This is a genomic window from Leifsonia sp. PARNA 1/14, from assembly GCF_055720965.1.
In genome coordinates this window covers 336,931-359,240 of the sequence record NZ_JBVQSP010000004.1, presented here as the reverse complement: position 1 = coordinate 359,240, position 22,310 = coordinate 336,931, and the positions used below count along the sequence as shown (strand labels likewise).

21 protein-coding genes are annotated in these 22,310 nt (G+C 66.9%); 9 read left to right on the top strand and 12 right to left on the bottom strand.

The window, feature by feature from the left end; genetic code table 11:
* The first annotated feature begins 65 nt into the window (after positions 1-65).
* Entirely contained in the window at positions 66-752 is a 687-nt protein-coding gene (locus AC0HS0_RS13345; RefSeq protein ID WP_472964521.1) for a TetR/AcrR family transcriptional regulator, read from the top strand.
* Positions 753-930: 178 nt separating this feature from the next.
* Here AC0HS0_RS13345 and AC0HS0_RS13340 read toward each other — a convergent pair whose 3' ends face one another.
* A complete protein-coding gene (locus AC0HS0_RS13340) occupies positions 931-1,257 on the bottom strand; it encodes an SHOCT domain-containing protein (RefSeq protein WP_472964598.1) in 327 nt (108 codons plus the stop codon).
* Between AC0HS0_RS13340 and AC0HS0_RS13335 the strand changes: the two genes are divergently transcribed.
* The 3 genes from AC0HS0_RS13335 (at position 1,226) to AC0HS0_RS13325 (ending at position 2,116) form a co-directional block, all read left to right on the top strand.
* Positions 1,226-1,357, top strand: a complete 132-nt coding sequence (locus AC0HS0_RS13335; RefSeq protein WP_472964520.1) for a hypothetical protein — start codon at positions 1,226-1,228, stop codon at positions 1,355-1,357. The two genes, AC0HS0_RS13340 and AC0HS0_RS13335, sit on opposite strands and share 32 nt — an antisense overlap.
* Positions 1,358-1,584: 227 nt before the next feature.
* Positions 1,585-1,797 carry a hypothetical protein gene (locus AC0HS0_RS13330; protein ID WP_472964518.1) on the top strand — a complete coding sequence of 71 codons (213 nt, stop codon included), beginning with the start codon at positions 1,585-1,587 and terminating at the stop codon, positions 1,795-1,797.
* A gap of 25 nt (positions 1,798-1,822) precedes the next feature.
* The gene (locus tag AC0HS0_RS13325; RefSeq protein ID WP_472964517.1) at positions 1,823-2,116 is read left to right on the top strand and encodes a hypothetical protein; all 294 of its coding nucleotides are present in this window, start codon (positions 1,823-1,825) and stop codon (positions 2,114-2,116) included.
* Between the two features lie 21 nt (positions 2,117-2,137).
* Here the strand turns inward: AC0HS0_RS13325 and AC0HS0_RS13320 are convergent, their stop codons facing one another.
* From AC0HS0_RS13320 to AC0HS0_RS13310, 3 genes are all read right to left on the bottom strand, one after another.
* Complete coding sequence (locus AC0HS0_RS13320; RefSeq protein WP_472964516.1) at positions 2,138-2,431, bottom strand: hypothetical protein; 294 nt, start codon at positions 2,429-2,431, stop codon at positions 2,138-2,140.
* 184 nt (positions 2,432-2,615) lie between these two features.
* Entirely contained in the window at positions 2,616-4,295 is a 1,680-nt protein-coding gene (locus AC0HS0_RS13315) for an MDR family MFS transporter (protein ID WP_472964515.1), read from the bottom strand.
* A gap of 48 nt (positions 4,296-4,343) precedes the next feature.
* Positions 4,344-4,955: a TetR/AcrR family transcriptional regulator gene (locus tag AC0HS0_RS13310; RefSeq protein WP_472964514.1), complete on the bottom strand. Its 612-nt coding sequence runs from the start codon at positions 4,953-4,955 to the stop codon at positions 4,344-4,346.
* 103 nt (positions 4,956-5,058) lie between these two features.
* Between AC0HS0_RS13310 and AC0HS0_RS13305 the strand changes: the two genes are divergently transcribed.
* Entirely contained in the window at positions 5,059-5,916 is an 858-nt protein-coding gene (locus tag AC0HS0_RS13305) for a CPBP family intramembrane glutamic endopeptidase (RefSeq protein WP_472964513.1), read from the top strand.
* A 103-nt stretch (positions 5,917-6,019) separates the two neighbouring features.
* On the opposite strand, the gene AC0HS0_RS13300 is transcribed toward AC0HS0_RS13305, so the two are convergent.
* The gene (locus AC0HS0_RS13300) at positions 6,020-8,380 is read right to left on the bottom strand and encodes a glycoside hydrolase family 5 protein (protein WP_472964512.1); all 2,361 of its coding nucleotides are present in this window, start codon (positions 8,378-8,380) and stop codon (positions 6,020-6,022) included.
* 107 nt (positions 8,381-8,487) lie between these two features.
* Between AC0HS0_RS13300 and AC0HS0_RS13295 the strand changes: the two genes are divergently transcribed.
* Positions 8,488-9,327, top strand: coding sequence for an SDR family NAD(P)-dependent oxidoreductase (locus AC0HS0_RS13295; RefSeq protein WP_472964511.1), 840 nt, complete (start codon positions 8,488-8,490; stop codon positions 9,325-9,327).
* 89 nt (positions 9,328-9,416) lie between these two features.
* Here AC0HS0_RS13295 and AC0HS0_RS13290 read toward each other — a convergent pair whose 3' ends face one another.
* The 3 genes from AC0HS0_RS13290 to AC0HS0_RS13280 all read right to left on the bottom strand — a co-directional run bounded on the left by AC0HS0_RS13290 (position 9,417) and on the right by AC0HS0_RS13280 (position 13,366).
* The gene (locus tag AC0HS0_RS13290; RefSeq protein WP_472964509.1) at positions 9,417-11,138 is read right to left on the bottom strand and encodes an ABC1 kinase family protein; all 1,722 of its coding nucleotides are present in this window, start codon (positions 11,136-11,138) and stop codon (positions 9,417-9,419) included.
* Positions 11,139-11,142: 4 nt separating this feature from the next.
* Positions 11,143-11,724 carry a PadR family transcriptional regulator gene (locus AC0HS0_RS13285; protein WP_472964508.1) on the bottom strand — a complete coding sequence of 194 codons (582 nt, stop codon included), beginning with the start codon at positions 11,722-11,724 and terminating at the stop codon, positions 11,143-11,145.
* Between the two features lie 238 nt (positions 11,725-11,962).
* Positions 11,963-13,366 carry a hypothetical protein gene (locus AC0HS0_RS13280; protein ID WP_472964507.1) on the bottom strand — a complete coding sequence of 468 codons (1,404 nt, stop codon included), beginning with the start codon at positions 13,364-13,366 and terminating at the stop codon, positions 11,963-11,965.
* Positions 13,367-13,651: 285 nt separating this feature from the next.
* Between AC0HS0_RS13280 and AC0HS0_RS13275 the strand changes: the two genes are divergently transcribed.
* Both AC0HS0_RS13275 and AC0HS0_RS13270 read left to right on the top strand, forming a co-directional pair.
* Positions 13,652-14,374: a BglII/BstYI family type II restriction endonuclease gene (locus AC0HS0_RS13275; RefSeq protein WP_472964505.1), complete on the top strand. Its 723-nt coding sequence runs from the start codon at positions 13,652-13,654 to the stop codon at positions 14,372-14,374.
* Between the two features lie 81 nt (positions 14,375-14,455).
* Positions 14,456-15,319 carry an MT-A70 family methyltransferase gene (locus AC0HS0_RS13270; RefSeq protein ID WP_472964504.1) on the top strand — a complete coding sequence of 288 codons (864 nt, stop codon included), beginning with the start codon at positions 14,456-14,458 and terminating at the stop codon, positions 15,317-15,319.
* A gap of 608 nt (positions 15,320-15,927) precedes the next feature.
* On the opposite strand, the gene AC0HS0_RS13265 is transcribed toward AC0HS0_RS13270, so the two are convergent.
* The 3 genes from AC0HS0_RS13265 to AC0HS0_RS13255 form a co-directional block, all read right to left on the bottom strand.
* Complete coding sequence (locus AC0HS0_RS13265; RefSeq protein ID WP_472964503.1) at positions 15,928-17,412, bottom strand: HAD family hydrolase; 1,485 nt, start codon at positions 17,410-17,412, stop codon at positions 15,928-15,930.
* A 403-nt stretch (positions 17,413-17,815) separates the two neighbouring features.
* Positions 17,816-18,781, bottom strand: coding sequence for an NAD-dependent epimerase/dehydratase family protein (locus AC0HS0_RS13260; RefSeq protein ID WP_472964502.1), 966 nt, complete (start codon positions 18,779-18,781; stop codon positions 17,816-17,818).
* Positions 18,782-18,902: 121 nt separating this feature from the next.
* A complete protein-coding gene (locus AC0HS0_RS13255) occupies positions 18,903-20,468 on the bottom strand; it encodes a DUF8189 domain-containing protein (protein WP_472964501.1) in 1,566 nt (521 codons plus the stop codon).
* Positions 20,469-20,781: 313 nt separating this feature from the next.
* Here AC0HS0_RS13255 and AC0HS0_RS13250 point away from each other — a divergent pair, with 313 nt between their 5' ends.
* Positions 20,782-21,216, top strand: a complete 435-nt coding sequence (locus tag AC0HS0_RS13250; RefSeq protein WP_472964500.1) for a DUF2510 domain-containing protein — start codon at positions 20,782-20,784, stop codon at positions 21,214-21,216.
* Positions 21,217-21,240: 24 nt separating this feature from the next.
* Here AC0HS0_RS13250 and AC0HS0_RS13245 read toward each other — a convergent pair whose 3' ends face one another.
* The gene (locus tag AC0HS0_RS13245) at positions 21,241-22,134 is read right to left on the bottom strand and encodes a hypothetical protein (protein WP_472964499.1); all 894 of its coding nucleotides are present in this window, start codon (positions 22,132-22,134) and stop codon (positions 21,241-21,243) included.
* Between the last annotated feature and the right edge of the window lie 176 nt (positions 22,135-22,310).

The window sequence follows — 22,310 nt, the reverse complement described above, 5'->3', positions numbered from 1 at the left end:
AGACGATTCCAACGCTGATGTCAACAGTGCTGACATTGCTGTTGGCATCCGCTATCGTTAGAGGTGTGACTGAAGCGATGACGCACGACCACGGCAAGCGCCTCGACCGCGCGACGATCGTGAGGGCGGGGCTCGAGATCGCCGCGAGCCCGCGCACCTCCACGATCTCGATCCGCGCGCTCGGAACCGCCCTCGGCGTCGACCCGACCGCGGTCTACCGGCACTTCCGCGGCAAGGACGACCTCATGCGCGCGCTGCTCGACGAAGTGCAGGCCATCGCGCTCGCCGAGGCCTCAGCGCACGACGGCGACTGGAGCGACCGGCTCCGCACGCTCTCCCGCGCGACGCTCGACACGTTCGTCCTCTACCCCGCCATAGCACTGGAGGCCACGGTGCTCACCACCAACGGCCCGGCGGAACTCGCGACGATCGAGTACATCCTCACCGCCTTCGCGGGGGCAGGGCTCAGCGGCGCCGACCTGGTTCGCCACTACGCGCTCTTCGCGTCGTACGTGCTGTCGGAGGCCGCGGGCATCGCGCGCGGCCGCACCACGACCTCCGGAGGCGCCGGCGAGGCGCGCGCCAGCAACGCCTGGTTCGAGGGCCCGCTGCTCGTCGACCCGCTCACCCACTCCCACATCGCCTCCGTCGCCGCCGAGCTGCGCGACCTGCGCGACGAGGACATCTTCCGCATGGGCGTCGACGCCATCCTCGACTCCGCCGAGCGCACCGCGGCCTCCACGTCCTCCTGAAGGAGATCTGCTCGCGACACGCCCGCAAACTCCCCCAGGACACCGCCGAGGAGGAGATCCCCGGGCGCGTTTCCTCTGAGAGAAATCGCGACGGACGCCGAGTACGGGTGCCGCAGCGCAGGGGTTGGATGCTGCGGCACCCGACGCGCGAAATCGACGCGAGGAGTGTTCGACCCGCTCAGGCGAGGGCGCGGGCCTTCAGGTGGTCGAACTCCTGCTGCGTGATCGTGCCGGAGGCCAGTAGCTGCTGGGCCTTGGCGATCTCGTCCGACGGGCTCGACGACGCGACCGACCGGATGTGCGCGTCGACGACGGCCTGCGTGTCGGCGGCCTCCTTCACGCTGCGCTCCGCCATGCCGCGGCCGCGTGCGATCAGGTAGACCAGCGCGGTGAGGAACGGCACGAAGATCAGGAAGATGATCCAGACTGCCTTCCACCAGCCGTTGAGTCTGCGGTCGCGGAAGAGGTCTCCGATGATCGCGAACAGCGCGAACAGATACGCGATGAACGCGAAGCACCAGAAGAACCACCAGACGATGCTCCAGAAAGTGTTGATGATGAACCTCCCGGTGATGGCCGGCCCACTGCCGGCGACGGGAATGTAACTCTCGCGGCGGTGCTGTGGCTACACCTGAATTTGACCTCTCCCCAACGACGTCGCGCTCATGCATCCTGTGGCCCGAGGGGAGGTTCGCGATGGGGGCTGAGCTTCACTGGACGAGCCGGTGTCACGGGAAGGGTCGGCCATCCTCCCCGGCGCCGGCCTCCCGGGCACCGGCTCCCGAGCGGGTGGCGAGCACGCGTTGCGCTCGCTGAGGAGGCCGGAGGTCGGATGCGGGAGCTCGCCAGGTTCGGCGGCGCGGTCGCGGTGATCGCGCTGGTGGCCCTGGCGACCACCGGCGGCCCCGCGCTCGGCCCGGTGCGCGTGATCGACGCGATCGTGGTCGTGCTCGCGGCCGTCGGCGCAACCGCCTGCGCCGTCGTCGCAGACGTGCGGCGGGCGCGTGAACGCGATCCGGAGGCGACGGCGCACTCCCCCGGCTAGCGGTGGCTCGCGGTAGTTTGGAGGAATGGCCGACCTTCCCGACGCGCTGCCCGCCGACTACGACCCCGCCCACGTGTTCCGCGTCGTCGCGATGCCGGTCGAGCGCGGTTGGGGCGTCTGGTTGCGCGCCGCCGACGACAGCATCATCCACAGCTTCGGGCTCGGCCTGGCCCCGGAGACGCCCTTCCGTCCGGAGGTGCTCGACGTGCTCGGGCCGATCCTGAACCTTCAGTACCGGCTCGCCTACATGGACGACGCCGCGTGGGACGAGATCGAGAACCACTGGTCGGCGGTCGTGTACGAGTACACGCCGCGGTAACCGCTCGCTGCCGGTCGGCGCTCAGTCGTTGGGCGTCGAGATCTGCTGCACCACGTCGCCGTCTCCGTCGGCGAGGGTGCGCGGCACGGTCTCGGCGTACAGGTAGGCGGCCGCTTCGGGCCACGCGCTGGCATCCACGAGCCGGAACACGTCGACCGCGGCCGCGCCCTCGAACGCCGCAGCCGCCCGGATCACGGCGGGCGGACCTCCATCGACGATCGGGAGGCGCTTGCTGATGCTCGCCGTCGACTCGTCCGGGTAGAGCAGCACGGCGACGAAACTGCCGTGCGCACCGCCCTCGTCCAACGCTGGCATGCCGACCCCCGCAAGTCGTCATCGACCCCGAACGGGGCCTCCTCGTGGCCGCATGATGCACCAGCGCCTTCGCATTCGGCAAGACAGCATCCGCGCCGATCCGGGGGACAAAACGCCGAAGGGCACGTTGTTGTCGCTTTTCGCGCGCGAAAGCGACGACAACGTGCCCTTCGAGGGTCGAGAACTACTGGGGTGAGGAGTCCACGAGGTCGGCGTCGGTGGGCGTGGTGGCACGCTTCGCGCCGCGCCGCTCGGCGCCGCGCTGCCCTGCCCCGCGCTGTTCGGCCTCCAGGCGCTCGGCCTCCTCGCCGCCGATCGCCTCACCGCGGGCCACGAGGCCCGACTGGTCCGACAGCGGGATCTGCTTGAGGAACAGCGCGAGCAGGAACGCGACCGCGATGAACGGCAGCAGGTACCAGAACACCGGGGCGAGAGCGTCTGCGTACGCGTTCACGACGCCGGTGTGCACGGCCTCCGGGAGCTTGTTCAGGGCCTCCGGACTCAGGGTGGAGGTCGCTCCGGCCGCGTCGGACGCCGAGGCTCCGGCCTTCGTGAACACCGCCGTCAGGTTGTCGGTGAGGCGCGTGGTGAACAGCGTGCCGAACACCGCGGTGCCGAGCGCAGCGCCCACCTCGCGGAAGTAGTTGTTCGTGGAGGTCGCGGTGCCCAGCTGCGCGGCCGGGACCGCGTTCTGCACGACCAACACGACGACCTGCATGATCAGGCCGAGGCCGGCGCCGAACACGAACAGGTACACGCAGATCAGCCAGATCGGGGTGGAGGCTGCGAGCGTCGTCATGCACACCATAGCGATGCCGGTGATGATCGTGCCGAGCACCGGGAACAGCTTGTACCGGCCGGTGCGGGTGATCAGCGCGCCCGAGAGGATCGAGGTGCCGATCAGCCCGACCATCATCGGGATCATCAGCAGTCCCGAGGCCGCGGCCGAGGTGCCCGACGACATCTGCAGGAAGGTCGGCACGAAGCCGATCGCCGCGAACATCCCGATGCCGAGCGCGAGCCCGATTGCGGTCGCGTTGATGAAGATCGGGTTCTTGAAGAGGCTGAGCGGGATGATCGGGTCCTTCGCCTTCGCCTCCGCGATCACGAACGCGACGGCGGCAGCCAGCATCCCGACGCCCCACGCCCAGGTCGCGAGCGAGCCCCAACCGTAGTTCTTGTCGCCGCCGAAGTCGGTGAAGAAGATCAGGCAGGTCGTCGCGATCGAGAGGAACAGGATGCCGAGGATGTCGATCGGGTGCGTGGCCTTCTTGGTCGGCAGTGTCAAGGCGAAGATCGCGATCACGAGGGCGGCGATGCCGACCGGGATGTTGATGTAGAACGCCCACTGCCAGGTGAGGTGGTCGACGAAGAAGCCGCCGAGCAGCGGGCCGGCGACGGCCGACAGGCCGAAGATCGCGCCGAGCGGGCCGAGGTACTTGCCGCGCTCGTTGGCCGGCACGATGTCGGCGATGATCGCCTGCGACAGGATCATCAGACCGCCGCCGCCCAGACCCTGCATGGCCCGGAAGACGACGAACGTCCAGAAGTCGCCCGCGAACGCGCAGCCGATGGAGGCCGCCGTGAAGATCGCGATGGCGGCGATGAACAGCCACCGCCTCCCGAGCACGTCGCCGAGCTTGCCGTAGACCGGCATGACGATGGTGGTGGCGAGGATGTACGCGGTGGTGATCCAGACCTGATGCGAGACGCCGCCGAGGTCGCCGACGATGGTCGGCATGGCGGTGGAGACGATGGTCTGGTCGAGGCTGGAGAGCAGCATCCCGGCGATGAGGGCGCTGAAGATGATCCAGATGCGGCGCTTGGTGAGCAGCATCGGGGCCGGCGCGAGGGCGGTGGTCATGGTGTCCGTTCGTTCGTGTTTCGTGGTGTCTGCAGATGCTGGGGAGGTCTAGAAGAGCTCGCGCACGACCTCGAGGCGGCGGCGCACGATCGTGGGGAGGTCGTCGGCGGGCTCGGCGCCGGTGCTGCCGCTGTCGGGGTCGCGCTTGAAGTACTGCTCGGCGCTCGCACGCATGATCGCGCCGACGAGCTGCACCGCCGCCGCCGCCCGCAGATCGCCACGCGCGAGGCCCTCGCGGCGCTCGACGAGCTCGATGTCGCCGCGCTCGCCCTCGCCGGCGAGCTGGAGCATGTGCCCGATGAGCCGCGGCTCGCGCTCGAACGCCTGAATGAGCTGGGCGACCTCCGCCGCAGTGATGCCGCCGAACGACCAGCGCTCGAGATGGAGGGCGATCAGGTCGTCCACGAGGTGCGGGATGCCGCGGGCGCCGGCGGCGAGAAAGCGCTCGGCCGCGCCGGACTCGTCGAGGTCGGCGGGCACGCCGATCACGGCGTTCTCTTTGGAGGCGAAGTAATTGAAGAAGGTGCGGCGCGAGACGCCGACCTCCTCGCACAGCTCTTCGATCGTGAAGCCGGTGAGGCCGTGCTCGATCGTGAGCCGGCGGGCCGCGTCTTTCAGTCCTTGCGCGGTCTCGGCCTTGCGCCGTTCCCGGGTAGACATTGCACTCTCACTCACAAAGTGCAAGTTTGCACTGTGTACCTGAAAGTGCAATGTGAGCGCTGCGGGGCTATACGACGGCGCGGACGGCCGGTACCGTCGCGCCGTGACCTCCTCCGCGCCTCCCGAGTCCGCCTGGCGTCGCTTCTGGAATCGCGGCGGCTGGTGGAAGGCGGTGCTCGTCGCCCTGGTCTACCTGGCGCTCTATCTCGTTGCCGGCCAAGTCGTCGGCGCGCTGTTCGGCTCGAAGATCGACAAGACCGACCTCATCGTCAATCCGCAGAGCGTGTTCTTCGGCATCGCGCTGCCGATCATCGTCGGCAGCGTGATCCTGGTCCTCTTCGCGTGGTCGCTCGGGTGGCTGCGCGAACTCTTCGGCCGCCAGCCCCTCCGCGGCCGAGTGTGGATGTGGATCGCGCCGGCCGTCGTCCTCCTCGCGACAGTGCTGCGGATCGCCGGCACCGACTACGCGCACCTCGACGTCGGAGTCATCGCGACGGTCTACGCGACCGGCCTGTTCATCGGCTTCGCGGAAGAGCTGGTCACGCGCGGAATCGCCGTCGACCTCCTGCGCCGCCGCGGTTACTCGGAACGTGTCGTGATGCTGCTGTCGAGCGTGATCTTCGCGGTGATGCACTCGACGAACCTGCTCAGCGGCCAGAACATCCTGACGGTCGGCGCGACGATGGGGTTCACGTTCGTGTTCGGCGTCGCGATGTACCTGACACTGCGCGTCACCGGCAACCTCGTCTGGCCGATGCTGCTGCACGCCGTCACCGACCCGTCGACGATCCTGGCCACTGGAGGAGTGGATGCAGCCGGCACCACCCTCAGCCCGCTCGCGGGCCTCGCCGGGATGTCGACGCTGGTGTACCTCCTGCTCACGATCGTCGCCCTCTTCGCGGTGCGCGGCCGCGTCTACCCGGGAGGCGCGGCGCGCCCCGCGCTGCTCGTCCGCACCTGACGCCGAGGCGCACGTCGCGACGAGCAGCGCGAGGGGCACGGTGTTGTCACTTTCGGCGCCCGAAAGTGACAACAACGTGCCCTTCGGCGCCCAGCGGCCGCGCTCAGCTGCTCGTGTTGAGGGTGTATCGGCCGGAGGCGCATCCGGTGATCAGCCAGCCCCCGGGCGCCCGCGCGGTCGCGAGCGCCGTCACGCCCGTGGAGTGCACGGTCGGCCTCGCGGCTCCCGGCACCCACACCTCCAGCCCGCAGCTGTCCTGCGTCGCGTTGCCGGTGAGAAGCAGATCGGAGCCCTTGGCGCTGAGCATGGTGAGCGTTCCCGGAGCCGATCGCGGGTATGCGCGGCTCAGGATGGCGAGCAGGTCGGTGCGGGGCGCCGCATCGCCTCCCGTGGCGCAGTTCTGCACCTGCAGCCCATTACCCGTCGGGCCGATGCCGTTCTGCGGGTCGCCGCACGCCTGCTTCCACACCCAGTAGGCGCTGCCGAGCCGGTTCGCGTCCTCGGCTTTCGCGTAGCGGGTGAGCCGCGCATCCACGTCGGCCGTGTCGCCCCAGTAGCCGTACTCCCCCGACCAGAGCGGCGCATCGTACTCGGCGGCGACCCGCTGGGCGAGGGTGAACTGCCGGTCGAGCCCGACGATCGGCGGCAGGCCGAGCGAGCGGTCCATCGTGATCGACTCGGCGTAGAGGTGCGGCGAGAAGACGATGTTCCCGTCGGTCGTGAACCCCGGCGTCGGTCCGGTGTCGAAGCCGAGCCCAGACCAGAGGATGCTCGGCTCGACGACCACCAGCTGCCGCGACCCCGCCGCGCGGATCGCCCCGATCGCGCGGTCGTAGAACCGGCCGAGCAGGTACGACGTCGTCACCGGCGCGGTCTCGCCGAAGCCCGGCTCGTTGAGGAGGTCGTAGCCGGCGACCGTCGGCTCGTCCCGGAAGACCTCCGCCAGCTTTCCCCACGTCGTGACCAGCGCCGACTGCACTCCGGAGGTGTCGAAGTAGAAGTTCTGGAACGCGCGGTCGCCCGCGGGTGAGATGTCGCGTCCGGTGAACTGGCACCGCGGTGCGCCGTCGGTGATCGTCGCCCAGGACGGTGCGCCGTCGTAACCCCACATCGGGTCGGTGCCCGGCCGGCAGTCGGTGCCTGCGGGGGTCGCACCGTTCCACCAACCGTCCTGGTGCATGTCGAGCACGATGTAGATGCCGTGCCGGCGCGCCCAGCCCACGGCCTCCTGCACCTTGGCGAGGTAGGTCTTCGAGAGCACGCCGCGGGTCGGCTCGAGCGCCGACCACGAGAGGTTGAGGCGCACCACGTTGAAGCCCTGCGCAGCGATGCCGGCGAAGTCGCCCTCCGTCAGCGGCCGGGTCGCCGCGACGCCGGCCTTCGGCTGGTAGAAGTCGACGAGCTGGTTGACGTTGACGCCACGCAGCAGCACCTGGTCGCCGCGGCCGTCGGTGATGGTGGTTCCGGAGGCGCGGAGGAAGCCGGCGGGTGCGGTGCCGCTGCGGTCTGTCGCGCTGGCCGCAGCAGCGGCGTCCGCCGCCGATGCCGGTGCCATCGCCGGCACCCCGAGCGCCACCACGACCGCGACCACCACGATGGCCGCCGCCGACACGCGTGCGACGCGCACCCTGCCCGCGGCGGGGATGCGCTCGACGACGAATGCTCCGACCCCGACGATCCAGCCCACGCACGCGCCGAACGAGAGCCCGTCGGCGACCGCGACGTAGGCTGCCATCGCCGGCCAGAGGTCGCCGCTCAACCCGCCGTCGACGGCGAACGCGACGACTGCCTGCACCAGGCCGACCAGGCCTCCCGCGACGAGCGCCGCGAGCCAGCCGCCCAGCACGCCGGGCACCCGCCGCCGCATCCAGCGCAGGCACAGCACCGTGGCCAGCCCGATCAGCAGCACGGCGACGATGACCGAGAGCGGACCGCGGTCGGGGCGGGCGACGGGGACGCCCGGCGCGTACGCCGCGCTCGTCCACCATTCGCCCGCGAGCAGCGGAGCCGCGGCCGCGAACAGCGCCGCCGGGATCCACGGCGGCCCGCAGCGGTACACCTCCCGGGTCGTCGTGCCGCCGAACCAGCGCGCGATCGCAGCCACGATCAACGCGGCCGGCACCGCCTTGGCCGTCACATACCCGGCCGCCCACGCACTGATCGCCAGGTCTCCCGTCATCAGCAGGCACGCGAGCGCCTGCGCCACGAGGACAGCCAGCACGACACCGGCGGCCAGCGTCCAGTAGCGCTCGCCTGCACGCAGCGTCACCCACCACACCATCGCGAGCAGCACCGGGAGGTAGACGAGGTAGGGAGCGAACGGCCAGCTGCCCGCTTCGATCGTCGGCTGCGCGCCCGAGTAGCCGACCAGCGCCAGCAGCCCGGTCGGGTCGGCGACCGCCTGGAGGACGACCAGGACCAGGGCGGCGGACACCGCGACGAGAGGACGGCGGACCGACTTCATGACACTCCATCGTGACGACGTGCTAGGCGCCGCCGACGGTGGCAGCCAGCACAGAATGCGGGATTCGGCACTGAGTGTCAAGCCGGCGGCGGTGGCAGGATGGCATCGTGACCGAATCGATTCTTCTCATCACCGGCACCTCCTCGGGCATCGGCCTGGCTTCGGCCGTCGCCGCCGCCCGCGCCGGATTCACCGTCGTCGCCACCATGCGCGACCTCGCCAGGGCCGACGCCTTGCGCGCCGCGGCCGACTCCGCGGGCGTCTCGCTCGACCTCCAGGCGCTGGACGTCACCGACCCGGCCTCCATCGCGGCGTGCCTGTCGTACGTGGAAACCACCCACGGCCGACTGGACGCTCTGCTGAACAACGCCGGCGCCGGTCACCTCGGCACGATCGAGCTCGAGTCGGTCGACGACGTGCGCGACGTGATGGAGGTCAACTTCTTCGGCACCGTCGCACTCACCAAGGCGTTCCTCCCGTTGCTGCGTGCCAGCCGTGGCCGCGTCGTCAGCGTCTCGAGCGTGGGTGGCGTCGTCGGCCAGCCGTTCAACGAGGCGTACTGCGCGGCCAAGTTCGCCGTCGAGGGGTTCATGGAGTCGCTGACCCCGGTCGCCGCGACCGTCGGCGTGCGGGTGAGCGTGATCGAGCCGGGCGCGGTGACGACCGAGTTCGTCGCCAACGTCGGCGGGCAGCGCTCGGTCGACGGCACGCCGTACGAGGGTGCTTTGAACGCGTACCTTGCGCGCACGGCCGCCGCGTTCGACCCCGCGAACGCCCAGACTCCGGAGGGCGTGGCCGACGTCATCGTGCAAGTTCTCACATCCGAGAACCCGCCGGCGCGCGTGCAGACGTCGGAGGCCGCACAGAGGTTCGCTGGCGTGAAGCTCGCGGACCTCGACGGGTCGCACGTGCAGCACGTGACGGCGCACTGGGTGACCGGCGCCTGAGTCGCGGCCTCCAGCTTTCGCCGAAGGGCACGTAAACGCCCCTAAAACCGCGTTTTTGGGGCGTTTACGTGCCCTTCGGCGGCTGCAGCCTAGCGCCGTCGGCCGCCGACGAGCGTGTAGAGCAGCGGGAGCACCGACACGCTCATGAGCACGATCCCGAGCGGCAGCACGGTCGGCAGCAGCACCGCCCCGGCGACCAGCAGTGCACTGAACAGCACCGCCCCGATGAGGCGGCGCGTCACCCGCTCGAGCCGCGCGATGCGCCGGTCGAGGTCGGGCGTCTTGACCGCGAACTCGCCGTTCTCGATGCGCGTGATGACGGTGTCGAGACGTTTCGGCAGCCGCACCGTGACGCCGGCGATCGAGACGGCCTCCTTGAGCACGTCTTGGATGACGTTGCCGCTCTCGTCGCGGAGCAACTGGGAGGCGTAGGGCTCGATCGAGTCCCACAGGTTGAAGTCGGGGTCGAGCGCGCTGCACACGCCGGAGGTCAGCGACATCGCCCGGATGATGAGCAGGAAGTGCTCGGGCAGCTGGAACGGCAGCGACCGGATGACGTCGCCGAACTGCACGGCGAAGTCGCGGAACTCGCGCTGGTCGACCTCCCGCAGCTCGGCGAACCCCATGCCGCCGAACCGCGCGAACAGTTGGGTCATCGCCCGCTCGAGCTCGGTCGTGTCGGAGCTCGGCAGCAACACACCGACGTCGCGCATCGCGTCGACGAGCCCCTTGCCGTTGCGGGAGGCCGCCGCGATGAGCAGTTTGCGGAGGCCGCTGCGCGTGCTGTCGGGCACCTCCCCCATCATCCCGAAGTCGATGAACGTGAGCTTCCAGGGGTGCTCGGTGGTCGCGTCCATCGCGTCGGCGGGGTCGGCCACGCGGGGGGTGACGAAGATGTTGCCCGGGTGCGGGTCGGCGTGGAAGAACCCGTTCGTGAACAGCTGATCGAACATCACGGATGCGAACACCGGAGCCACGTGCGCCGGGTCGATCCCCGCCGCGCGCAGGGCGGCCGCGTCGGTGATCTTGATCGCCGTCACGTCTTCGAGCGTGAGGACGCGCCGGGTGGTGCGTTCCCACACCACTTCCGGGTTGGCGACGCGCGGGTCGTGGGCGAAGTCGTCGGCGAACCGCGCGCAGCTGCGCGCTTCGTGGAGGTAGTCGATCTCTTCGAGACAGGTCACCGAGAACTCCTCGACGAGCGCCGGCATGTCGACGCGGTCGGCCACGACCCGCACCCGCTTGAGCCAGCCTCCCACCCGCCGCAGCGCCGCGAGGTCGACGTCGACGATCGCGTCGATGCCGGGCCGCTGCACCTTGACGACGACCGTGTCGAGCCCCGTGTCCTCCCGGTCGGCCTGCGCCAGCCGCGCCCGGTGCGCCTGGCCGAGGGAGGCCGCGGCGACGGGGACCGGGTCGATGCTCTCGAACACGCGGTCCAGCGGCATCCCGAGCTCCCGCTCGGCCAACGCCGCGATCGCGTCGAACGGCACCGCCGGCACCTCGTCTTGCAGCCCTTCGAGCTCTTTGGTGATCTCGGGCGGGAGGACGTCGAGGCGCGACGACATGAACTGACCGACCTTGATCATCAGGCCGCCGAGCTCGACCGCGAGGTCGTGGAACCGGCGAGCGAACGCCGTCAGCCGTTTCGTGCGGCCGCGTTCGCTGAACCGGGCGAGCCCGATGCGCGGCAGGAAGAGGTCGTACCACCAGATGTGGATGAGGTTGCGTGCCGCGAAGCGCAGGATGCGGCGGTAGCGGGCGCGGGTGTCCCCCGCGCCCGCCGTGTTGCGTGTGGCCGGGGCCGCCACCCCGTCAGTCCTGAGCGAGGATCGAGTAGAGCTTGCGGCGCGCGTCCTCCAGGACGGTCACCGCCTCCTTGATCTGCTCGGGCGTGCCCGTGCGTCGCACCTGCGCCGCCGCCTGGGCGAGCGCGACGCCGGCCTTCGGGAGGTCGCCGTCGAACGGGTTGTGGCCACCGCCGAACGGGCCGCGGTTGCTGCTGCTTTCTTTCTCACTGCCGGTGTCCCAGGGCGCTGGCCCAGCCTCTTCGGCCGCGGCCCTGCCCTCCTCGGTGAGCGCGTAGGTCTTGCGCCCGTTGGACTCCTCGGCCGTGATCAGCCCCTCATCGGCGAGCAACTGGAGGGTCGGGTAGACCGACCCGGCGGACGGCTTCCAGCTGCCGCCGCTGCGCTCCTCGATCTCGCGGATGATCTGATATCCGTGCATCGGCTTCTCGGACAGCAGCGCGAGCACGGCGGACCGCACATCCCCGCGCCCCATCCGGGTGCCGACCTTCTTCTCGAACTGCGACCGCAGCTGATCGAACGCCTGCCACAGGTTGTCCGGGTTCATGTTGGCGCCCCAGCCGCCGCCACCGGTGAATGTTCCGCTCATGATGTGTCCTCCTCGGGAGAAGCGGGTAACGATAGTTCACGATATATCGTTCGGGCCTGGAGTGGGAGGGGGTTCGGGGAACTCACATCTTTGGCGCAGCATATTCAGTTCAGTCCTGAAATGAGGAACAGGAGGCTTAGATGCCACAGGGCTACTCAGTCGGGGCCGACAGCCGCATGTCCCGTGCAAGATAGAGGGCGGAGAATACGCGCCTCCGCCCTCTACTTAGTGGCTGGCGCTAACTCACTCGCTTCTGCTCTGCCAGCAGCGCCGTGTATGCATCGCGAACTACCTCGTACGCGGCGGGAGCCTTACCGATCTTGACGGGATCATAGTCAAGCACCTGCATGATGAGCTTGAACTTCTGGGCGATCTCGGGGAGGTTCTTCCTGATGAAAGCGGCCGGATCGACAGCCCACTCAATGCGGCCATCCTCGTCGCGCCGCATGAGTGCGGTGAGACCCCAGAGAAGCGGATACATGTAGCCGTCCGGGCTGTTGAACGACACCTCGCCGCCAGAGAACCGCGCGGTCTTGGAGCGCCCAGACGCGTTCATCTTGTTCACAGCGGTGATGCGGCCATAACGGCCCTCGTTTGCGTTGTATGCCTTCGGGAACTCGTCGTAGATGAGGTCGTACAGACCGGGCAGTTCCGACGCAAGCTTGAGTGCACTCCTGACGTTGGGGTTGTAGAGCTCGGCGACACCAGCGCGGTCGTGGGTGACCGCTTCCATGTTCATCAGATCGTGGAATTTCTGCATGCACTCCCCTTTGTTCCGATAGAGGTTCTGAGGGATCGGCGGAACGACGGGACGCTCACCATCGTCCACCGGCATTGGGTCGAGAAGCCCGAGGGGCAGCCACGCCAGTGCGATCAGGTCCTGCACCTTCACGGAGGCTCCGGGCTCGTTCGGCTTCCACTCGATGCGTGCCTCGATGTTGTCCGGCAGGTACTTGCGCAGGTCGTTGTAGAAGCCAGCCTTGTTCGACTTGGCGCCGACGACCAGTTCGGCGTTGTTGTTCCTTGCTTCACAGATCTCGAGAATCGAGGACTGGAACTCGTCGATCTGCACCTGGTCATCAGGATCAGCCGGAACGATCAGTTCCACGGGAATGAGGAAATCGAGCTCGTCGTCGCGCACGTCGAAGGAGGACGCGCGGCCGCGAAGGTCCTTCAGGCGCTCTGCTTGGTCCTGCCAGAGTTCGCGGAAGGTGAACCAGTTCTTTGCCCTGCGGAGCTGCTGCTCGGGAACGCTGGCGAGCTTGAGAATGTGAAGCCCGATGGCCAGCGTGTTGTGACCGCCGTCCAGGATGCCCTCCACGTGAGCGTCACGGAAGGTAGCACGGATGCGTCCACGATCAAGGCGCTGATATTCGGTGGCTCCGAGCAGGACACCCTTGGACTTGAAGGGGAACTCGTCCGGCGTGGTGGCGATCGACTCCATGATCGCGGTCGTCACGCGGCCGACCTTGGAAGAACGCGGGTTGGCTTCCAGGTCCAGGACATCGATCAGCGGCATGAAGTGCCGTCCGCGAACGAATCCGGAGATCCGGGTGATGCCGCGGATGGTCTGCTCGAACGGCTGCTCGAACTTGATGGTCGCGGCTTTCGTCTCGACCGGTGTGGTTGTTGCGATGGTCATAACTCTTCCTCTCATTGGGGGAAGAGCTTCTGGGCACAAAAAAACCGGCACGCGGCCGGCCACTGTTATCCACCCAGTGGTGGTTAATCCAGAAGCCCTATCCGGGAACTTGCTGATCACTTACCGCGCTCCTTGCGGAGCATCGTTGTTACGCACGCCTTTACAGGCACATCTGAAATGTAGAGCCTTGGACGGCTTGACCACAAGAGCTTTCAATTACCCCAGTGTGGGGGTCACGCGCTCATGTCGGATTCGTCCTGAGCGCCTCTCCGCCAGACTGGGTCTATGCCAAACGAGGAAGCCGCCGGCCAGGACCACCATCCCGACCTTCCAAGTGTCGTCGGGACACCGACCGCGGAATTCCCCGCCGGCTATCGTTACGGCGTAACCAGATACGCCGACATCATCCTGCGCGAGGCCTTCCCTGAACGATTCTCAGAGCTTGTCCAGACGCTGGAGAGCTACAGCATCAAGGTCGAGGAGCTCCTCAAAGGAGGCGGTGGCCGGGCGAGCCATACCGCTCGCTTCGATGCCACTCTTGCAGGGTTTGGCTGGGGCAAGCGGAACATCTCGATATCTCGCCACATCGATGGCAAGCCACTGCATGTCACCAAGGGTCACGAAATCGACATGTTCGCGACGGGTTCAACGGACGACCCTTACCCCGGGATCGGGGTCGAGATGGAGTGGAACAACAAGGACCCCTTCTACGACCGAGATCTGCTCAATTTCCAGGCGCTCCATCATGAGGGCGCCTTGGCCGTCGGCGTCATCGTCACCCGTGGTCCCGAGCTTCAGCGGATCATAGGGCCGACTATCAAAACAGCAGAGAAGGCTGGCAATACCAAGTACGGGCAGTCCACTACGCACTGGAACAAGCTCATCCCTCGCGTGAACCTAGGTGGTGGCGGAGAGTGTCCGCTGATCCTTGTGGGAATCGAACCAGCCAGGATTGAGGGCATCGAGCTCGTGCAGCTCGCGTTCGACGAGCACACCACCCTCTACTGAGCGCACCCGCGCACCGTCGACACGGCAATCGCATAAAGATCCATTACCAACAGATAGATCTTTGTTTGCTAGAATGGCTATGTGACGAGCACTGCCCTAAGTATCGACCAGACCCACGACATCGCGCCGCTGCCGACCATCGATGGCGGCTTCCAGACAGTGCTGGCGGACCCCCCGTGGCGCTTCACTAACCGAACGGGCAAGGTGGCACCGGAACACCGCCGGCTGGACCGCTACAGCACCATGGATCTCGAACAGATCAAGGCGCTTCCGGTGGGTGACGTCACTGCCAAGAACGCGCACCTCTACCTCTGGGTGCCGAATGCGCTGCTGTTAGAGGGCATCGACGTCCTCCAAGCGTGGGGCTTTCGATATGTCTCCAACGTTATTTGGGCGAAGCGGCGTAAGGACGGCGGCCCGGACGGGCGAGGCGTGGGCTTCTACTTCCGTAACGTGACCGAGCCGATCCTCTTCGGCGTCAAAGGCTCGATGCGTACCCTTGCGCCGGCTCGCTCGACAGTCAACATGATCGAGACCCGAAAGAGGGAACACTCACGCAAGCCTGATGAGCAGTATGACCTCATTGAGTCGTGCTCGCCCGGCCCGTACCTCGAGATGTTCGCGCGGTATGCCCGAGAGGGCTGGAGCGCCTGGGGCAACGAGGCCGACGCCGAAGTGATTCCCCGAGGCCAGTCACATAGGGGCTACGCCGGCGGTGAACTTGACCGGGTGCCGATGCTCGAACCGCACGAGCGAACCAGTGAATGGCTCTCCAATCGGATCGCCAACATCCTTGCCGACGAATATGAGCGCGGTACTAGCATCAGCAAGCTCGCCGAGGACACCGGTTACAGCATTCAGCGGGTGCGAACACTTCTCGAACGCGCCGGGGTGAAGAAGCGCAATCGGGGCCGGCCCAAAGCATCATCGCCGCGCACTGCATAACACGCCTGGCGTTACCGCGCCTTGACGGATGAGCGACGATTTGGGATGAGCCACCAGCCTGGCCCGCACGGGCACAGGCCACTCGCAGCTCACTTGTCGGAGCGACAGTGAGCATGAACGCTTCGGCCGCGAAGCCACGAGAATACGGGCTTCGCTCGTCCGACGTGTATACCGATCACCTAAGTCCACCCACGGAAATCAGCCATTGAGCCACCTACCAGAACGGTCGAGGGACAAGCAAGGCCAATTGGCACAGATTGCGAACTCATTCGAAGACAAGAGATACACGAGGGCTGGATCCCTCATCGGCAGGCCCAGCGAGCGCGGTCTACCCGACGTTTCGTTGTGGCCGGAGATCGGAACGTTTCTGCGGCCCGTCGCAACGACCACCATCCCTCAGGACCAGTTTCCGCCAGCCGGCGACGCCCTTCCCGGCGTCGAGGGTGCACCAGGGTGACTCACGAAGACCGCCAGCTGGCGCGCGGTGTGGGTAGCCGCATAGTCCCGGAGGACTTCCCCCACGTCGTGCGTTCTCTACGTCCCAGAGAAGTACAGCTAATTCGATCGCTTCGGCTGCTGGCGGCCGCTATCTGAGAACAAGGGATGGATTAGCCTTTCGGACCGGAAGACGGGGTCGGCACCGGCGAAGCGGGGAGTATCGTCACTCGGTTGTTGACGACAGGTGCCGGCTGTGCCGGTTGCGATGCGATAGGTCGCGGTCCGTACAACGCGATCGCAACGAAGGTTACGGCGAGTAGGCCCATGCCAATCAGATAGAACACGTTCAGTTTCCGGGACGATCGCCATACCACGGGCTTCTTTTTCCATTTCCAGTGTTTGAAAGTGATGTGACTCTGGTCCGTAATGTGCGCGCCTAACCCGACCTTTATGCCACTTTGCGTGAGAAGTTTCTCTTGATCCGCGCCCTCGATTACTGCGCCAATCAGAAGCATGTGAAACCATCCACGATCGGCGAACCAAAACGCACCCCAGAGACCTGCACCAAGTAAGGGGACGACGACAGCCGGGCTGAAGTGCCAACCGCCTAGGTGAGCGGCGGTGGTATTTAAGTACACAAATCCAACCGCACCAAGTGTAAATGTGAGCACTGTTAGCGCCAACGCGCGAATTCGCCAACCTATGTCATTGAAATGCATCTGGACTCCGACAGCTTCCTTCCAGATATCGAGATGTTTGCCCACGTCCAATTTGGGTCCAAAGTCGAAGAAGCTCAGCAGTTGATAGAACCCTTCATCTAGCACGTAGTCTGCCTTCGCCTTGATTGCCGGATCGGTGGACTTCTCCTTTTCTACGGCCGCTGGCTTCCAGTGAGTCACTTGTCGGAGCAAGTCATAACCCGGCTTCATGAAGGTCTCGCCGTACTTGGCGTGAACGCTTATCACACCGACTTTCTGCGCCATCTCAACGTCTCGGTCGAGACTGTCACCTACGTAAGCAACTGCCTGTCCTGCAACCGCATTGTTTGCAATGATCTCTTGGAGAATTTGCGGATCCGGCTTAGCAATCCCGCGCGCGACGTTCAAGTGCGTGGTGAGTTTGAGACCGTACTCCTCGGCTGGAAGAGTCCGAACGGTTTCGGCTGTTTCTCCAGCTGGGAAGTCGTGGTCGGGGGATGAATAGAGAACGTCGATCAATCCATCAAGTCCTGTGTTCCTCACCCTCCATTCGGTCCAAAAGCTCAGCGATTCTGTATATGCGACAATCTTTACGCCGCGAGACTTCACGTATTGCAGCGTCGACCTGACGCCCGGATAGAGCATCGTGTTGCCCTTGCGCGCTGAGTTCTGCGCATGAAGGACTGAGTCAAACACCTCGGACGCCTTGCGACCTGCCCGGAAGCCCTCCAAGACAATGAGTTCGTCGAGCAACCACGAATATTCGGCAGTACCTCGTTCCTCGTGAACGCTCTTTATCGCAGGAATCAGCTCGGCATCCGACTTGCCGGTGATCGCCTTCAGCTCCGTAAGCATCGCGGAGAATGACGCGTACCATGCGTCAAACCATGTCCACAAGGTGTCGTCTAAGTCGACAATAAGAAGGCCAACCTGCGGGCGCGATGCTGAGGTAGTCATAAGTCAAACCTACGGGAGGCGACCGACGTCCAACCGAGATCTGTCGAGACCGTTAGCAGGACAACCCCACCGCGACTGCGCCAGCGTGACGTGGGGTACAGGCGACTTCCAGTGGGCGCGGCGCAGTGATGGTGTGTGGTGAACTCGATGATTCCGGCCAGAAGCAGCAGTGGTTATGTAACTCCCGTCATGCAAGCTCGGACGAGCTCTATGCCCCCACTCAGGCAGCTCGATCGACTTCGACGGGCCGGGCGATAGACCACAGCTACAGGCTTCGTTCGACGTCGCTGTGGGGGATTTCGATGAATCCCGCGGCCGGGTGGCATTGCGACCCGCTGGTCTCTATTCACCGCTTTCGCGGTCGCGATCTCTCTGGTGGCTCAGTTGAAGCCGTGAGCCCAGTTCACACGACCAACTCCCCTTGCACCTCCCCCGCCTCCACCAACCACCGAACAGCCTCCAGCACCGTCTCCTCCGCGGTATACCGCGGCGCGTACCCGAGCACGTCCCGCGCCTTCTCGATCGAGAAGACCTGGCTCCGCACCAGGTGCTCCCAGCTCGTCTCCGCATCTCGCGCGCTCAACCCATCCCGAAACGAATCCCACGACACCGACTCCAGCGACGCAGTCCGCCCGAACCACGACGCTGCCAATTCGGCGTAGCCGCGCACGTTCAGGGCGGTCGGCGCCACGATGTAGAAGGCCTCCCCCGCCGCGCTGAGCGGGTGGTCCACCGCGAGCTCGAACGCCTGCGCGACATCGTCGGCGTGTACATGGTGCATCGTCTCGGCGCCGAGGCCGGGGATCGACAACGGCGCCCCGGAGGCGAGCGTCGCCCACACGGTGGGGTCGAGGTTGCCGGTCGGGCCGATCGGCGCCCAGCCGGGGCCACTGATGTGGCCGGGGTGCAGGGAGGTCGTGATGAGGCCTCCCGATGCGGTCTCGTCCCTGAGCATGCGCGCGATCAGGTCCTTCTGGATGCCGTACTCGCCGAACGGCGGCGTCGCCGTCTCTTCGGTGATCGGGAGGCTGACACTGGGGCCGGCGCTCCAGATCGAGCCGCAGAAGACGTACTGACCCAGCGAGCCGCGCAGCCGCTGGACCAGCGCGGTCGCCGACGCGAGTGTGAAGCACAGGAGGTCGATCACGACATCAGGGCGGAGCGCGGCGACCCGGTCGGCGAACGTGCCGTCGCGGTCCTCCTGTTCGCGGTCAGCAGTGACGACGTCCACGTCGGCCCACTCCGGAGCCTCCGCGTACGGGACACGGGTGCCGCGGCTGATGGACACGACATCGTGCCCGGCCCGCACCAGGCGCGGGACCAAGAACGTGCCGATGTGTCCGCTGCCGCCGATGACGATGACTCGCATGTGGCTCCTCGTTTCGTGTTCGCTCAGTTCAAGAGTTCCCGCCCATCATCCACCCGACCGCGCACGCGGGGGCCCCGGCCTCCCTCCCAGGGAGAGCGACCGGGGCCCGCGCGCTACTCGGTCAGAGCCTCACCCACGGCACGAACGTGCTCGACACGCTGGTCTGGTGCGTGTAGTCGCGGTTGTTGCCCGAGTCGGTGGCGATGACGCCCACGGTGCCCGCGGCCTCCAGTGTCATGACCGGGTCGCTGACGAAGGTGCCTGCGCCGCCGATCGCGCCGTAGTCGACGAAGGCGCCGGCGACGCTGGACTGCCCCACCAGGCTGATCGCGCCGGACGCGGTTCGCACCGCCACGGCCATGGTCTGGTTCGACGCCTGCAGCATGGCCGGGGAGCCGGCCTTGCCCGAGGCGATCGGCGTCCAGGCGGTGAAGGTGCTCGTCACGCTGGTCTGGTTCGTCTCCCACAGGCGGCCGTCACCCGAGACCGCCGTCACGACCACCGTGTTGTTGGGCGCAAGGGCCATCGCCGGCGAGCTGGTGAACGCGGGTCCGTTCGAGCCGATCGCGCCGTAGTCGACGAACGCGCCGGCCACGCTCGACTGGCCCACCAGGCTGATCGCGCCGGAGGTGGTGCGCACGGCCACGGCCATGGTGTTGTTCGAGGCCTTCACGATCGCCGGGCGTCCGGCCTTGCCGCTGCCGATCGGCGTCCACGCGGTGAACGTGCTCGTCGGAGACACCTGGTTGGACTCCCAGAGCCGGCCGTCCGTGCCGACACCGACCACGACGAGCGTGTTGTTCGGCGCCATCGCGACGGCGGGGTCGCTGGCGAAAGCGGGCCCGTTCACGCCGATCTGACCGTAGTTCGTGAAGCCGCTGCCCACCGAGCTCTGCGCCACCAGCCCGTACGAGCTGTTGGAGGTGCGACCGAAGATGGCCAGCGTTCCGTTCGACGCGACGATGGCGGCGGGAGCCCCCGTGAAGCCTCCGCTCGTCAGCTTGGTCCAGGCGGTGAAGCCTGCGCCCGGGGATGTCTGGTTCGTCTCGAACAGGCTGCCGAACTGGTCGATCGACGCGGCGGCGACGGTGCCGTTGGGCATCTTGACCACGGTTGCTGCCGGGTTGGTGGATGAGGTCGGCGGCGTGCTCGTCGCCCCGAAGTAGTTGAAGTGCACCGCATCGCCCGGGAGCTGGAAGTATCCGTAGGCCGACCCATGAGCGACGACCCAATCGCGCTGGCTGCCGGAGAACGAGAAATCGACGGCGACCCCGCATCCGTGGTTGGACGTTCCGGGCGTCGTGCCGCCCTTGTCCGACCAGTAGACCTGACCGGCGTAATTGCGGTAACCCTCGTTCGGGTGCAGGTAGTCGCCCGTCTGCGAGTGGTAGGCGACCAGCATGCTGGTGAGGTTGGAGGCGGCCGACGGCTCCAGGTAGATGGCACCCAGGTCACCCTGCTGGCCGACCGGCGCCCAGTTGTAATAGGAGGCGCCATTGCCCGAGACGACCGTCATGGCCGACAGCGGCACCGACCCGTTCGTGTAGCCGCCCCAGGAGCAGCCGTCCGCTGCGCTGGCGGGAGCGGCGAGGCCGACGACGGGCGCCGCGATCGCGGCCGACACCACCAGGGCGAGGGCGGCGCGGCGCCGGATCGTGCGACCCGGCTTGGATTCCGATGACTTCATTGTGATCTCCCCTTCTTGTCGTGGACAGCACGACGCCACGGAAGGCACAGGTGTGCACACAGACGAGGGCGCGTTCGACCGTCTCCGGTCCCCACCGGCGGTCTCTCCCCCGAGAGCTTTCGATTCCCCCTGCACATTCGAGACGTGATGCGCACTCGCAAGCATGGACTCGGGCGCCGCGACCGGTCTACCCCGCGAACAGGGGAGGGTGCTCCCACCCCCAGTACAGGTGCACGCACGCGCAAAATCTCACGATTCGGTAACGAAAGCGATACATTCGGTCGACCCGAAGATGTTCTCGACGAGGAGCCCGATGAGCCAGTTGCCGCCCCCCGGCTGGTACCCCGATGCCGACACCCGCTACCAGCGGTGGTGGGACGGGCAGCGCTGGACGGACTCGCTGCAGGCGCTGCCACCGTCTGCGCCCGTTCTGCTCGCGCAGAGCAACGGACTCGCGACGGCGTCCCTCGTCGGCGGGATCGTCGCGGCGGCAGTCGCGGCGCTCGCCATCATCACCGCGATCGGAATCGATCCCCTCCTCCTGCTGTTCATGGTCGCAGGCACGATCGTCTCGCTCGTGACGGGAATCCCGGCGCTTGTCCGCGCCAATCGGCTCCAGCCGCACGTGGGAAGGGCGCGCGCCGTTTGGGGCATCGCCCTCGGTGCCGGGGCGCTCGTGCTGGTGGCGGCGGTCGTCACCATCGCGCTGATCACCACGAACGGTGGCACGAACGTCACCAGCGCGTGATGGGTTGACCCTCGGAGCGAACGCTCAGTACCCGACCACCCCGGTGAAGTCCGGCGACCCGTCCCCCTTCGCCGGCAGCGGGGTGCCGTTCACATAGCGCGGCCACTCCAACCGGAAGCCGCCCGTGGGCGTGAGCACATTGGGGTACGCGGAGGCCGGCGCCGCTGGAGCCGCGGCCGCAGCAGGCGCGGTATACGCGCCAGCCGCGGAGACAACGGGTCCGGGAGCGACCGGCACCACCCCCGGCGCCACCACCGCACGCGGCACCCCCTGCACCCGCTCCCGCTTCGGCCCGAACAGCGTGTACGTCAGCGGGATGAGGATCGTGCCGAGCGCGTCCAGGATCGCGATCGCGCCGACCAGCCTCCAGAACGCCTCACCGAAGTCCACGTGCTGGAACACCAGTGGCGTGGCCAGCGCGACGGTCAGCGCTCCGACCAGGATGAGGGTGACCAGCGTCACCTTCGACATGATCGGCCCCGTGAAGCGGCGCTGCGTGTTCAGCACCAGGTGGATGTGCAGGAGGCCGAGGCGGGTCACCGCGACGAGCAGCATCCACGAGAAGAAGCCCCACCACCAGTCGTCGGGCACGCTGCCGTCGAGTGCAGGCGCCCAGATCTTCCACAGACCGTCGAGCAGCAGGAACGCCGACAGCGTCACGGAGACCGCGCCGAACCACGAGGCCCGTCGCGCGGACACATCGGCGTCGTACCACGACACCAGCGAGAAGAACACGAGCAGCGCGATCGTGCCGATCAGCCTCCAGCAGGTCTCGTCCCACCGGCCGATGATCACGGCGTAGACACCCACGAGCGCGGCGGCGATCAGCGCGCCGATCACGATCCGCGGCAGCAGCCTCCTCACCCAGCCGAAACGGTCGAACTCGGGTGCGGGCGCGGGGGCGGTGGCCTCGGTCATGTGTCGGAGGCTAGCGGCGCCGCATCGCCGAACGAATCAGTGGAGGTACGGATTCCGTCCTGTAAGCGGGCATACTCCCACCCCTTCTTATCCCCTCCCGCACGGCACCTGTCAACCGACTCGCACAGCGAACTTTCCGTGGCTTCATGGACGCCACACACGTTCGAACCAAACGG